This window comes from Catelliglobosispora koreensis DSM 44566 (genome assembly GCF_000379685.1).
In the GTDB taxonomy this organism is placed as follows: domain Bacteria; phylum Actinomycetota; class Actinomycetes; order Mycobacteriales; family Micromonosporaceae; genus Catelliglobosispora; species Catelliglobosispora koreensis.
In genome coordinates this window covers 47968-60761 of record NZ_KB903253.1, presented here as the reverse complement: position 1 = coordinate 60761, position 12794 = coordinate 47968, and the positions used below count along the sequence as shown (strand labels likewise).

Below are 12794 nucleotides of genomic sequence, written 5' to 3'. Positions count from 1 at the left end.
TCGCAGGAGAGTATTCGTTCCAGTTAGGAGGCAAGCGACAGTGAACGCGACCGCTGGCCAGGGTTCCCGGTTTGGCATTGAATCGGGAATGGTGGTCATGGAGATGGGTTACGACGAGGACGTCGACCACGAACTCCGTGATGCCCTGGCCGACGCAGCCGAGTCCGACCTTGTCGATGAAGACACCGACGAGGTCGTTGACGCAGTGCTGGTGTGGTACCGGGAAGATGACGGCGACCTCTTCGATGTGCTCGCCGACGCCATCGGCCCACTCGCCGAAAATGGTGTGGTGTGGCTCCTTACGCCCAAGTCTGGGCGAGAAGGCTATGTCGAACCCAGCGAGATCGCCGAAGCGGTCCCCACCGCCGGCTTGACCTCGACTTCCACCATCAGCGCCGGCCCTGATTGGAGTGCCACCAGGCTCGTGGCCCCGAAAGCCTCACGCGGTGCTAAAAAGTAGCGACCCTGCGCCGGACTTCACGCTCAAAGACCAGAACAACCAGGAAGTCCGGCTCTCGGATTACCGGGGGCACACCAACGTGCTCCTGGTGTTCTACCCACTCGCGTTCACGAGCACCTGCCAAAACGAGCTAGGCCAGCTGCGTGATCATCTCAGTGACTTCGAAGACGCGGCGATTCTAACGATCAGTGTCGATTCGGTGTTTTCCCACAAAATCTGGGCCGATCAGCAGGGGTACGACTTTCCGCTGCTCGCGGACTTCTGGCCACACGGAGCGGTCGCTCAGGCCTACGGCGTGTTCAACTTCGACAAAGGCGTCGCCCAGCGGGGCACCTTCCTCATTGACCGCGCTGGAATCATCCGGTTCGCTGAGATGAGCCTCACTGGAGCCCGGAATCAGGATGGGTGGCGGTCGGCCCTTTTGGCGATTCGATAGGATGGCCCGGTTGCCCCGGGGCGCGTAGCTCAGCGGAAGAGCATCCGCCTTACAAGCGGAGGGTCACAGGTTCGAACCCTGTCGCGCCCACGGATTAACCATCTGACCTCGGAGGCCATCATTTCCTCGCCACTGCAAGTAACCGTGACCGGCGCGGCCGGCCAGGTTAGCTACTCCCTGCTTTTCCGCATCGCCGCCGGTGAGGTCTTCGGTGCCAACACCCCGGTCGTGCTGCGCCTGCTCGAGATCGAGCCCGCGATGAAAGCCCTCGAGGGCGTCGCGATGGAACTCGACGACTGCGCGTTCCCGCTGCTGTCCGACATCGTGCTGACCTCCAGCCCAGCCGAAGCCTTCGCCGGCGCCAACTGGGGCCTGCTCGTCGGCGCCTCGCCGCGCAAGGCCGGGATGGAGCGCGGCGACCTGCTCGCCGCCAACGGTGGCATCTTCGGCCCGCTCGGCAAGGCCATCCAGGCCGGAGCCGCCTCGGATATCCGCTCGCTCGTCGTCGGAAACCCGTGCAACACCAACGCTTTGATCGCCGCCGCGCACGCGCCTGACATCCCGGCCGACCGGTGGTTCGCGATGACCCGCCTCGACGAGAACCGCGCCAAGGCCCAGCTCGCCAAGAAGGCCGGCGTCCCCGTGGCACAGGTCACCAACCTCGCCATCTGGGGCAACCACTCGGCCACGCAATACCCCGACGCCTACAACGCGCGCATCGCGGGCAAGCCCGCCGCCGAGGTCATCAACGACCCATCGTGGACCGACGGCCCGTTCATCGAGACCGTCCAGAAGCGCGGCGCCGCCATCATCGAGGCCCGCGGACTGTCGTCAGCAGCCTCCGCCGCCAACGCCGCGATCGACTCCGTACGGTCGGTTGTCAACGGCACCGCCGCCGGCGACTGGACCTCGCTGGGCGTCGTGTCCAAGGGCGAATACGGCATCCCCGAGGGCCTCGTGTTCGGCTACCCGGTCGAAACCTCCGCCGACGGTGGATGGCACGTGACCGAGGGCATCGAGCACAGCCCCGCCGCGCAGGAGCGCATCCGCAAGACCACCGAAGAGCTGGTCCAGGAGCGCGACCTCGTCAAGCACCTGCTCTAAGCACTTTCCAGCAATGGCCCCGGGCGCGCGCCCGGGGCCATTGCTGTTTAGTCCAATGTGTCCACTAGATCTGCCGGTCGCTACGATGACGCCATGAAAGCGGACAAAATGGACGATCAACGGATAAGCGAGCAGGTTGGCCAGGGGCTGGCTGAGCTGGTTCCCGACCCGGATCGCCCGGGTTCCTGGACGCTGCGGATCGATGGTGTTGGACAGTCCTATGTGGACATGGAGGATCCCACGTTCCTCGCGTTTGAGTACGCCCACCGCGTCGCCGCGGTCATTGAGGCGGTCAAGCCCCAGAGCGTGCTGCACTTGGGCGGCGGAGCGATGTGCTTGCCACGGTTCATAGCGGCGACCTTCCCGGACGCCCGGCAGGTGGTCGTGGAGCACGATGAACTGTTGCTCTCCTTCGTGAACCGGGTGCTGCCCCTGCCACCCGGCAGCCGGATCGACGTCCTCGTCAGCGATGCCCGGCTCGTGGTGGAGTCCGCACCGCTCGAAGCGTTCGACCTCATCATCGCCGACGTTTCCGAAGTCGCCCAGATGCCGCCGAGCGTTGCCAGCATGGAGTGCGCCGAGGAGATCGCCGCGCGCCTGCGGCCGCAAGGCGTCTACGTCGTGAACGTTCCCGACCTGCCCGACTTAGCCTTCGCCCGGCGGGTGGCGGCGACGCTGCTGCGCACATTCACCGATGTGTGCGCGGTGGCAGAGCCGGTAGCGGTTCCCGGAAAACGTTTCGCCAACGCGGTTTTCGCGGCCTCCACCGACTTTCTGCCGCTCGAGCAGCTGAGCCAGCTCGCTCAGCGAGGCCCGTTCGCGGGCAAGCTCATGCCCCACGACGGGCTCGTGGATTTCGCCTACGGCGCCTTGCCGGTCACTGACGCGACCGATGTCCTACTCGACGAGGCCGGCCTTTAGCGCGTCGATGTGCTTACGTGTGACGCCATAGCGGGCAAGGTAATCCGCGACCGAACCATGGCGCTCACGTAGTTCCGTGAGCGTCAGTTTCATCGCCAGCGCTGGCGTCTGCACATAGAACGGTGGCGGGATCTTCGCTGCCTCAACGGGATCGGTGCGTGCCAGCCATGCCTTGTAGGCGTCTTCTGACAGTTCCGTCAGCGCGTAGTCTTCCTCGATGTCGTTGTCGGCCACGCCAACGAGCGACAGTGTCAGCGCGGCGATGGTTCCGGTGCGGTCTTTGCCGGCCACGCAGTGGATGACGGTCGGCCCTTCGTCCACTTCAGACAGCATGACGATCACGCGTGCGATGTCGGCGGAGCCTTGTTCGAGCAGATCGTTGTAACGGTCGGCCAGCCAGCGCGCCACCCCGATCTCGTCGTTGTAGGTGCTGTGATCCCACAACTCGTGCTCAAGGTGGTGGTGGTGCCACGCGGCCCCGGTCCAGTCGGGAACGCGGCCCATTGACGTGACTTCAAAGTCGCGGCGCAAATCGATGACACGCCGGATGCCAAGGGCGGCAAAGGTTTCTTTGTCTTCGAGGGTCAGGCGGCCAAGATTGTCGGAGCGGAAGAGCACACCACGGCGCACGAAACCGCCGTCAGTTGTGGCTAGCCCACCGAGATCGCGAAAGTTGAAAACCGTGTTGAACGGGACCGAACGGGGCACCGGGGTGATCGCCATTTCCCTACGTTAGCCGAGCTGAATGGACCGTTTCGAGAGCCCGCCCCAGAATCCCTCGATAACGGTGCGTTGCGTATCGATGTCCGCCTCTGCCGCGCCCAGCGTCACGAACAGCGGCGCGAAGTGCTCCGTGCGCGGATGGGCCCGCCGTCCCGAGGGCGCCTTGTTCAGGAAATCCGCCAGGCCGTCCACGTCACCGTGCGCCAGCGCCTCACGCCCCCACTCATCAAATTCAGAGGACCATTTCGGGGGTACTCCGTGAAAGCCGGCCGACATATCCAGCTCCCGCAGATTGTGCGTGAAGAACCCCGACCCGATGATGAGCACTCCTTCGTCGCGCAGTGGGGCGAGTTTGCGCCCGATGCTCAAAAGCGTGTCCGGATCGAGCGTCGGCATCGAGATCTGCAGCACGGGAACGTCCGCTGCGGGATACATCTCTTTCAACGGCACGTAGGCACCATGGTCTAGCCCGCGGTCAGCCACGTCGACCGTTCCCGGGATCAGCTTGCGCACCTTGGCGGCCAGTTCAGGGGCGCCTGGCGCGGCGTATTGAACCTCGTAATACCGCCGGGGGAAGCCATAGAAGTCGTAGAACAGCGGCACAGTCTGGGTGGCAGCGATCGCGAGCGGCGCTTCCTCCCAGTGCGCGGAAACGATCAGGATCTCCTTGGGCTTCGGCAGGTCACGTGACCACTGCGCTAGCTCCCGCGTCCAGATCGCGTCATCAGCCAGGGGCGGCGCCCCGTGACTCAAGTACAGCGAGGGTATCTTTTCGTTGAACACTCAACTATTGTAGCCTGCCTGGCCGCGGAACAGGAGTGACGTCTAATAGGGGCTCAAGCGCCATGAAGTCACGCGGATTCATGGTGTAGAGCGGCAGCCGATTGGCGATCGCGGTGGCGGCGATCATAAGGTCGGCAAGCATGTTGCGTGGTTTCCGGTTCGTCGTGAGCGCTGCGGCGGCGCACAAACCGAACGCGCGGGCTGCTTCGGCGTCGAATGGCAGGGGATCGAAGGTGGTCTCCGCATGCTGGAGCACGCTTATGCGGCGTGCTCGCTCGATGGGGTCCTTCGCGTGGTGTGGCCCGGAGGACAGTTCGGCTAGCGTGACGGCGCAAATGACGAGCTGTTTTGGCAGGTAGACCGGATCGATCGCGCTGAGGCTGATGACAATGTTGGTGTCGATGAGTCCAGGGGCGTCACCAGTCACGGTCGGGCAATTCTGTGTCCAGGCCGGAGAAGATCTCATCACGGAACTGATCGGGATCAATGACCGGAGCTGTTGCGAAGATCGCCAGCGCCTCATCGCGTGGGACAAAAGTCCGGCGCCGCAAAGGGATTAGCTTGGCGATCGGGGTGCCGTTGCGTGTGACGATGAAGGTCTCGCCCTCCTCCACCCCCCGCATAATCGCGCCAGAATCATTGCGCAACTCTCGCTGGGTGATCACCCGTGAAGGCTGTGTCATGCAAGCATCTTACAGCAATGTGCTACGGGGTGCTACGCCGCAGTGAAGCGGGTGCCGAGGGTGTGGAGGTAGGTGCGGACCTCGGTGGGGGAGATGACGCGGAACGGGGCGTCTAGGGACGCGAGGATGAAAGAACACATCTCCAGGGTGTCCGTGTTGATGGTTATGCGGCAGACGGTTTTGGAGCGGGCCTCGACCGAGCCGAAGTATTGGGCGACCGGCTCCACTTTGGACAGTGGTGCCGTGACGTCCGCGATGACCTGGTAGCGCGAGGGCGCGGAAGCGAAGCTGGAGCGCACGAAAGCGGCGGGATCACCGCCGGGGACGGTCCGTGGGCGGAACGTGGCCGACTCGGCGGACGGGTCGTCAAGCCGGTCGACGCGAAACGTTCGCCAGGCGCCACGGTCGAGGTCGAAGGCGACCAGATACCACCGGCGTCCCGTGGCCACGAGATGGTGTGGCTCCACGTGGCGGTCCTTGTCCTGGTAACGGAACCGCAGCCGGTTGCCCCGCTGGATAGCTGATGCCAGCAGCGCCAGGGATTCCGGGTCGGTCGTGGAATGTCCCGGCGACGGCAACGTGACCGTCGCGGCGGTCAGCGCCGACACGCGCTCACGCAACCGGGAGGGCAGCACCTGCAACAGCTTGCTGAGCGCACGCACACTTGCCTCGTCGACGCCGCTGACCGCCTGGGCTGCCGTCGTGCGCAGCCCGACCGTGATGGCGACGGCCTCGTCGTCTTCGAACAACAGAGGTGGCATAGCCGCGCCAGCGCTCAAGGCGTACCCACCAAGTGTTCCTAAAGAAGCCTGGACCGGATAGCCAAGCTCGCGCAGGCGGTCGACATCGCGCCGGACGGTGCGGGGGCTTACTTCCAGGCGTTCGGCTAGCTCGGATCCGGGCCACTCGCGGCCGTTTTGCAGGAGGGAGAGGAGCTTTAGCAAGCGGCCCGCGGTCATAACCCAAGATTGCCAGAGATCTAGGACAAAAACTGACCTATATCGACTCTAGCGTAGAGAACATGAGAATCTTGGTGACCGGGGCGACCGGCTTCGTAGGGCGCAATGTGGTGGCACAGCTCGTGGACAAGGGCGTGCAAGTCCGGGCGCTGACCCGCAATCGCGCCAAGGCCAGCTTCCCGGCGGCGGTAGAGGTGGCCGAAGGCGACCTGAGCGATCCATCGTCGTTGGACGGGCTCTTCACGGGAATCGACGCGATGTACCTGTTTCCGGTGGAGGAAACAGCCACGGAGGTCCTCGCCAAAGCACGGCAAGCTGGCGTGAGACGGGTCGTGGATCTGTCGGCGGCGTCGGTAACCGTTGGGCTGCACGACAATCCGGTCGAGGCGGCGGTGGAGCGATCGGGGCTGGAGTGGACACATGTGCGGCCCGCTGGGTTCATGGCCAACCAGCTACAGCTGTTCGCCCCGATGGTGCGGGCGCGGCGCACCGTGCGCTATCCGTTCGGCGACGTGCCCATGCTGATGATTCACGAGGCCGATATCGCCGCCGTCGCCGTGGCGGCATTGCTCGAAGACGGGCACCACGAAGCGGTCTACACGCTGACGGGAGGGCAAGCCGTGACGGTCCGCGAACAGGTCGCCGCCATCGCGGCAGCGCTCGGCGAAACGGTTCGTTATGAGGAAGTCAGCCGCGAAGAAGCGCGGGAAATTCTCAAGGCGCAGAGCGGTTTCTCCGCTGAGGCCGCAGATCTGATGCTGGGCTTCAGCGATTACGACGGGACCGAGGCGAGTAGTGCTGACGGCTACTCCGATCAGGACTGGTCGGCGCTGGAAAAGCCATGGCCCGACGTCGAAAAGGTCACGGGCCGCGAGCCGCGGACGTTCGCCGAATTCGCCCGCGATCACGCCGAAGACTTCAGGTAAAAGGAAACGGCGCTCGCCACCGGGGGTTATGGGCGAGCGCCGTTCCTATGCGGACTGTCAGGCGAGGGTAGCCTCGGCGTCCAAAGTTACCGCCGCGGCATGGATAACCGCCGCGACGCGCAGTGCCTCGTGAACCGCTTCACGGCCCACTCCGGCGCCCATGAGGGTCTTCTCATGGGACTCCAGGCAGACACCACAACCGGTGATGGCCGAAACCGCCAGGCACCAAAGCTCAAAGTCAGCCTTGTCTACCCCCGGGTTGCCGATGATTTGCATCCGCAGCCGGGCCGGCAGCGACTGGTAAGCGTCGTCGCCGATGAGGTGCTTCGACCGGTAATAAATGTTGTTCATCGCCATGATGGAGGCCGCACCCTTGGCAGCCTGAAGTGCTTCAGGCTTAAGGTGATCGGCCGCCTCCGCGGCGATTTCCCGGAGCACGACCGGGTTTCGGGCAGCGATGGCACAGGCCAGCGCGGTTCCCCAAAGTTGCTGCTCGGTCAGCGGCGAGGTGCCAAGAACCGTGCCGAGGTTGAGCTTGGTGTCGCGGGCATAGTCAGGAAGCTGCGCCTTAAGCGCGTCAAGCCCCATCAGACCCTCATGAGGGCTTTGGCGTTCAGCGTGTCGCCGCCCTTGTTCCAGTTGCAGGGGCACAGCTCGTCGGTCTGCAGTGCGTCGAGCACCCGCAGGACCTCAGAGACGTTGCGGCCCACTGAACCCGCGGTCACCATGGCGAACTGGATTTCGTTGTTGGGGTCGATGATGAACGTGGCGCGCTGCGCGACACCATCCTCACCGAGGACACCGGCGGCCGTGGCGAGCTCGCGCTTGATGTCGGAAAGCATGGGGAAGGGCAGCTCGCGCAGGTCTGGGTGGTCCTTGCGCCACGCGAAGTGCACGAATTCGTTGTCGGTGGATACGCCCAGCACCTGACAATCCCGGTCGGCGAAGTCGCCGTTCAGACGGCCGAACTCGGCTATCTCGGTGGGACAGATGAAGGTGAAGTCTTTGGGCCAGAAGAAAACGACACGCCACTTGCCTTCGTAAGACTTGTTCGTGATCGTCTCGAATGCGTTCTCCGGGTCAAGAGAAACGCACGCGGTCAGTTCGTAAGCCGGGAAGTGTTCGCCGACGCTGAGCACAGTAAATCCTCCAACGAATGATCTGGAATGACTCAAGATTAACGAGCGATCTTCACGCGGAGGTTGCGGGTTCATTAATTGTGGGGTTCGCCACCCGAGCGCTCATTTCCTACTCCGTGGGACGGGATTTCCATCCACTGGCATGGAGTGCTTAAGTGGTGGCGTGATGAGCTTCGTGCTGATTATTGGCACCTAGCGCGCCGGCCCGCCTCCCCGCCGACGCGCAGACCTCCTGCATCCGCAGGAGGTCTTCTTGTTTTCCAAGGAGCATGGGATGCAAATCTTCGATACGACTCTGCGCGATGGGGCGCAACGCGAGGGGCTGACCTACTCAGTCGCCGACAAGCTCGCTGTCGCGCGCCTGCTTGACCAATTCGGGGTGGGCTTCATTGAGGGCGGCTGGCCCGGAGCGGTGCCGAAAGACACCGAGTTCTTCCGCCGAGCCCGGGAGGAAATTGACTTCAAGCACGCGGTGCTCGTCGCGTTTGGGGCCACGCGCAAGGCGGGTGTGAAGGCCGAGGAGGATCCGCAGATCCAAGGTCTGCTGGACGCTGAGACAAGCGTGGTCTGTCTCGTCGCCAAGTCCGACATTCGTCATGTCGAGCGGGCGCTGCGCACCACGGGCGAGGAGAACCTCGCGATGGTGCGTGACAGCGTGCGGTTCTTCCTCGAACGGGGCCGCCGCGTCTTCATCGACTGTGAACACTTCTTCGATGGCTTCCGCTATGACCCTGACTACGCGCGCAGCGTCGTGCGAACGGCACTCGACGCGGGCGCGGAGCGGGTTGTCCTGTGTGACACCAACGGGGGCATGCTGCCCTCACACGTCGGCAAGGCCATCACCGAACTTGGCATAGACCCAGCGCTGCTGGGCATGCACGCCCAAAACGACACCGCGTGCGCCGTCGCGAACACGCTCGCCGCCGTCGAAGCCGGAGTTCGGCACGTGCAGGGCACCGCGAACGGCTACGGGGAACGCCCCGGCAACGCCGACATCTTCGCGGTCGTGGCGAACCTGCAACTCAAACTCGGCATGACCGTCCTACCGGACGGCTGTCTGGAACAGATGGCACATGTCGCACATGCCATCGCCGAGATAGCGAACATCGCTCCCGACACCCACCAGGCCTACGTCGGGAAGGCCGCTTTCGCCCACAAGGCGGGACTGCACGCGAGCGCTATCAAAGTCGACCCAGCCCTCTATAACCACATAGATCCGGCTGTCGTCGGCAACGGCATGACCATTCTCGTCACCGAGATGGCCGGCCGGGCCAGCATCGAGCTCAAGAGCCGTGAGCTCGGCCTGGACCTGGCCGGTCAGCCAGAGGTGCTTTCGTCGGTGACGAAGAAGGTCAAAGACCTTGAGGCACAAGGCTGGTCGTTTGAAGCGGCCGACGCCTCCTTCGAGCTGATGGTGCGCTCCGCGCTCGGTGAGCAAACGACACCGTTCACATTGGAGAGCTACCGGGTGCTCGTGGAGCATCGAGAGGACGGGGCCGTCGTTTCAGAGGCCACGGTCAAGATGAGGGTACGAGGTGAGCGCGTTATCGCGACGGCGGAAGGAAACGGCCCGGTCAACGCGCTCGACCAAGCCCTGCGCCACTCGCTTACGCGGCACTATCCGCAGCTGTCCGGTTTGGAGCTAGCCGACTACAAGGTGCGCATCCTGGCTGGCTCGCACGGAACCGACGCGATCACGCGCGTGCTCGTGGAAACGGTCGACGAGCACGGGCGCGACTGGACGACGGTGGGGGTCCACGAGAACGTGGTGGAAGCCAGCTGGCACGCGCTCGTCGACGCGCTCAGTTACGGATTGGCCAAAGCGAAGGTGTAACAAGCGTCCCCGGTGCGGTCGCCTTCCTTGCCGCACCGGGGTTCTCATTTCATTCGAAACTCACCTGCAACCAATCGGGCGAGGTATGCGCCTATACCGTTTGTGACCATGACCCAGCCCGTGGACGTGCGTGACGACGCATGGTTCTGTGCGGTCTACGAAGACCAATTCGCGAGCCTTGTCCGGCTGGCATTCGTCACGACCGGCGGGACGGCGTCGGCTGAAGACCTGGTGCAGGACGTCTTCGCCGACTTGTACCGGCGCCGCGCGCAAGTGTCCGATCCGGCCGCCTGGCTGCGCCGGGCCACCGTGAACCGGTGCACGTCCTGGGTTCGCCGCCGTGTGCTGGAACGAAAACACGCCCGCCCCGAACCGGTGACCGTGGAGGTTCCCCTCGGGCCGGACGCCGTGGCGGTCCGCAAGGCCCTGGCACAACTGCGGCCGCGGCACCGGGCCGCCGTGTTCCTGCGCTACTACCTCGATCTGTCCGACGCGGACATCGCCGCAGCCATGCAGTGCCGTCCCGGCACGGTGAAATCGTTGCTGCACCGCGGTCTGAACGTGATGAAGGAGCACCTGCGGTGAGCGAGCAACGAATCCGTGACGCATTGCGTGAGATCGCGGGCAGCGTGCCAGTCCGGCCCGATCCGTCGGCCGCTATGGTGACGAACTCACCTGGTACCCGCAAATCTTGGCTGGTGCCTGTCATGGCCGCGGCCGCGGTGGTGCTGATTCTCGCGGTGGGCCTGGTGTCATGGCCCGGTGGTGGCCAGCAGCCGGCGGCGGGCGGCGAGCCGACGCTGCCGGATAGATTTCCCGCTTTTTCTCACGTGCAAGGTGAGACCGGCGGAAAGTTCGGCCGCGCGATCGCTGCCTACTTCAACGGTTCTGGCCATGAGGACTTCACTTTTGGGCAGCTGATTTTGGCGAGCGCGGAAGGCGACCGGTACCGCGAGATCGAGGTCCCCGAAGTCGACAGCGGCCTGGTTGATACCCGGCTGAGTGCTTCAGGGACGAAGCTGGTGATCGGGGGCACGAGTATGGCCTTGGTGGATCTGCTCACGGGGGCGCGGCGCGAATACCCAGGCGCCGCGGGAAGATATGTCAAGCCTCTGGCTATTTCGCCCGATGAGCGGCTGGTCGCCTACACCGTCGCGGATTCCCGGGGTTCACAAGGTATTTTGGCGCTGCTGGATCTGAGCACCGGGCAGCGCACACAAGTCGGGACCAAGGATGTGTCAGTCGCGGCGTTTTCCCCGGACGGGACCGAAATCGCTTTCGACGAGGGCTACCCAGACCGAGACGAATTGCTGATCGCACGTCTCGACGGGACAATCGCGCGGCGTATCGTCACCCCGCCGCGAAGCAGCCTGGCGGGAGCCAATTCCTGGTCGCCTGACGGCAAGTGGCTGGTGGTGATCTCCCGCGAGCCGGACCGCTATGAGGGCCAGAGCATATGGGCGGGCGATCCGTCCTACGTCTTCCTTGACACGGCAGGCAAGGCTGGACAAGGGCCGGCGCCGGTGCCAGCCAAGGGAATCGTTCCGGCGGCGTGGGGCGATGCTTTGCTGGGCTGGCGCTCCCCGACGTCGATGTTGGTCAGCGGCGGTGACGTGGACGGGACGACGTCGAATCTGATCGTCGAAGTGAATGTCTTGACGGGCAGCCGCGAGATCGTCAGCCGTTTCGCTGTCGGGCCGCGCGACGACCTTGCCGTGGGCGACGTTCAGCTAGCGACTGGATTGCTTGACGGCATTGGCATCCGCCACAGCACGAGCCCTGACCGCGGCATCTGGCCGGCCTGGGCGATCGTGTCCACTTCGGTTTGCCTGGCGCCGTTCGTTGTGGCCGTCATTTTGTGGTGGCGTAAGCGGAGCCGGGCTGTGTTGCGGTAAGCCGCATCTTCTATTCTGTCGCACTGGTGTTCTAGTGTTTGGGGTGTGGATGTCGCTGAGCGGATCGTGGTGGAGGGACGGATCGCTTCTGCCGCAATAGGTCGCCAGCTTGCCCTCATTCACGAGATGAGCCGCGAAGCGCCGGTGCCGGAGTTCGCGCCGATGGAGCTGGCGTGTTTGCTGGGCCTGACGCGGTTCGCGGCTCAGACCCAGGTGCGGCTGGCCGCGGAGCTTTGCGAGCGTCTGCCGGATGTGCTGGCGGCTTTTGTCTCATGCCGACATCGACCTTGCGCGGGCACGGGTCTTTTGTGGAGGTGCTATCGGCTTTGGAGGTTTCGGCTGCCCGCCGGATCGCGGCGAGCGTGTTGCCGGTCGCGCCCGAGAAGACCACCGGGCAGTTGCGGGACATGCTGCGGCGTAAGGCTTTGGCTGCGGACCCCGCTTACGTCACAGCTCGGCGCAAGCAAGCGGAAGCGTCACGCAGCGTTCAGCTACACGCGGCCGATGACGGCATCGCTGCCTTGACGGCCTTCGGGCTCGATGCCGCCCGCGCGAGCGCGGCGTTCGCACGCATCGGCGCCATCGCCCGAGCCCGCCACGCCGCTGGCACCGCCACAGGCGGGACGCTGGAGCAGATTCGTGCCGACGTGTTCCTGGAACTCCTGGAGGGTAAGCACTCCAGCGCACCAGCTGGTGTTATCCAGCTTGAGGTCAGCGTGGAAACTCTTGCCGGGCTTAACAAAAACCCCGGCAAACTCGGCTCGTTTGGGCCAGTCGCTGCTGACATCGCCCGCCAGATTGCGCGATCGCACCGCGATGCTCAATGGTAATTCGCGGTTCGCGGAGGCGATGGCTCGCTTCTCCTGCAGGGCCTCACCCGCGCAAGGCCACCGAAACAAGACCCAGTGGACCGCTTCGCGAACAGTGCGTC

16 protein-coding genes and 1 tRNA gene are annotated in these 12794 nt (G+C 64.3%); 10 read left to right on the top strand and 7 right to left on the bottom strand.

Translation table 11 applies throughout. The features are described from left to right. Positions 1 to 40: 40 nt before the first annotated feature. The 5 genes from A3E1_RS0114065 to A3E1_RS0114045 all read left to right on the top strand — a co-directional run bounded on the left by A3E1_RS0114065 (position 41) and on the right by A3E1_RS0114045 (position 2921). Complete coding sequence (locus A3E1_RS0114065) at positions 41 to 460, top strand: DUF3052 domain-containing protein (RefSeq protein ID WP_020521416.1); 420 nt, start codon at positions 41 to 43, stop codon at positions 458 to 460. After that, positions 447 to 896 carry a peroxiredoxin gene (locus A3E1_RS0114060; RefSeq protein WP_020521415.1) on the top strand — a complete coding sequence of 150 codons (450 nt, stop codon included), beginning with the start codon at positions 447 to 449 and terminating at the stop codon, positions 894 to 896. The genes A3E1_RS0114065 and A3E1_RS0114060 overlap by 14 nt, the downstream gene beginning before the upstream one ends. Positions 897 to 914: 18 nt before the next feature. Further along, a tRNA-Val gene (locus A3E1_RS0114055) sits at positions 915 to 986 on the top strand. Continuing rightward, positions 975 to 2000 (top strand): malate dehydrogenase, encoded by a 1026-nt coding sequence (locus tag A3E1_RS0114050; protein WP_322786260.1) that lies wholly within the window; start codon positions 975 to 977, stop codon positions 1998 to 2000. Before A3E1_RS0114055 ends, A3E1_RS0114050 begins: the two co-directional genes overlap by 12 nt. Positions 2001 to 2093: 93 nt before the next feature. Further along, a complete protein-coding gene (locus tag A3E1_RS0114045; RefSeq protein WP_020521414.1) occupies positions 2094 to 2921 on the top strand; it encodes a spermidine synthase in 828 nt (275 codons plus the stop codon). On the opposite strand, the gene A3E1_RS0114040 is transcribed toward A3E1_RS0114045, so the two are convergent. Genes A3E1_RS0114040 through A3E1_RS0114020 form a run of 5 tightly spaced genes read right to left on the bottom strand, consistent with a single transcriptional unit; the run spans position 2898 to position 6069 of the window. Continuing rightward, positions 2898 to 3644 (bottom strand): tyrosine-protein phosphatase, encoded by a 747-nt coding sequence (locus A3E1_RS0114040; protein WP_020521413.1) that lies wholly within the window; start codon positions 3642 to 3644, stop codon positions 2898 to 2900. The genes A3E1_RS0114045 and A3E1_RS0114040 overlap by 24 nt on opposite strands. A gap of 9 nt (positions 3645 to 3653) precedes the next feature. Next, positions 3654 to 4427, bottom strand: a complete 774-nt coding sequence (locus A3E1_RS0114035; RefSeq protein WP_020521412.1) for a dioxygenase family protein — start codon at positions 4425 to 4427, stop codon at positions 3654 to 3656. 4 nt (positions 4428 to 4431) lie between these two features. Continuing rightward, a complete protein-coding gene (locus tag A3E1_RS0114030) occupies positions 4432 to 4854 on the bottom strand; it encodes a type II toxin-antitoxin system VapC family toxin (protein ID WP_020521411.1) in 423 nt (140 codons plus the stop codon). Continuing rightward, positions 4844 to 5110: a type II toxin-antitoxin system Phd/YefM family antitoxin gene (locus tag A3E1_RS0114025; RefSeq protein WP_020521410.1), complete on the bottom strand. Its 267-nt coding sequence runs from the start codon at positions 5108 to 5110 to the stop codon at positions 4844 to 4846. Before A3E1_RS0114025 ends, A3E1_RS0114030 begins: the two co-directional genes overlap by 11 nt. A gap of 32 nt (positions 5111 to 5142) precedes the next feature. Further along, positions 5143 to 6069 carry a helix-turn-helix transcriptional regulator gene (locus A3E1_RS0114020; protein WP_020521409.1) on the bottom strand — a complete coding sequence of 309 codons (927 nt, stop codon included), beginning with the start codon at positions 6067 to 6069 and terminating at the stop codon, positions 5143 to 5145. Positions 6070 to 6131: 62 nt separating this feature from the next. On the opposite strand from A3E1_RS0114020, the gene A3E1_RS0114015 reads away from it, so the two are divergent. Then, a complete protein-coding gene (locus A3E1_RS0114015; protein WP_020521408.1) occupies positions 6132 to 6995 on the top strand; it encodes an NmrA family NAD(P)-binding protein in 864 nt (287 codons plus the stop codon). 57 nt (positions 6996 to 7052) lie between these two features. On the opposite strand, the gene A3E1_RS0114010 is transcribed toward A3E1_RS0114015, so the two are convergent. Both A3E1_RS0114010 and A3E1_RS0114005 read right to left on the bottom strand, forming a co-directional pair. Next, entirely contained in the window at positions 7053 to 7583 is a 531-nt protein-coding gene (locus A3E1_RS0114010; RefSeq protein WP_020521407.1) for a carboxymuconolactone decarboxylase family protein, read from the bottom strand. Next, complete coding sequence (locus A3E1_RS0114005) at positions 7583 to 8134, bottom strand: peroxiredoxin (RefSeq protein WP_020521406.1); 552 nt, start codon at positions 8132 to 8134, stop codon at positions 7583 to 7585. The genes A3E1_RS0114010 and A3E1_RS0114005 overlap by 1 nt, the downstream gene beginning before the upstream one ends. 274 nt (positions 8135 to 8408) lie before the next feature. On the opposite strand from A3E1_RS0114005, the gene cimA reads away from it, so the two are divergent. The 4 genes from cimA to A3E1_RS48380 all read left to right on the top strand — a co-directional run bounded on the left by cimA (position 8409) and on the right by A3E1_RS48380 (position 12693). After that, positions 8409 to 9968 (top strand): citramalate synthase, encoded by a 1560-nt coding sequence (gene cimA, locus A3E1_RS0114000; protein WP_020521405.1) that lies wholly within the window; start codon positions 8409 to 8411, stop codon positions 9966 to 9968. Positions 9969 to 10076: 108 nt separating this feature from the next. After that, on the top strand, positions 10077 to 10553 hold the full coding sequence (locus tag A3E1_RS0113995) for an RNA polymerase sigma factor (protein ID WP_020521404.1): 477 nt from the start codon (positions 10077 to 10079) through the stop codon (positions 10551 to 10553). Further along, positions 10550 to 11863, top strand: a complete 1314-nt coding sequence (locus A3E1_RS0113990) for a TolB family protein (RefSeq protein WP_020521403.1) — start codon at positions 10550 to 10552, stop codon at positions 11861 to 11863. Before A3E1_RS0113995 ends, A3E1_RS0113990 begins: the two co-directional genes overlap by 4 nt. A gap of 272 nt (positions 11864 to 12135) precedes the next feature. Next, complete coding sequence (locus tag A3E1_RS48380) at positions 12136 to 12693, top strand: hypothetical protein (protein ID WP_026208420.1); 558 nt, start codon at positions 12136 to 12138, stop codon at positions 12691 to 12693. Positions 12694 to 12794 lie beyond the last annotated feature (101 nt).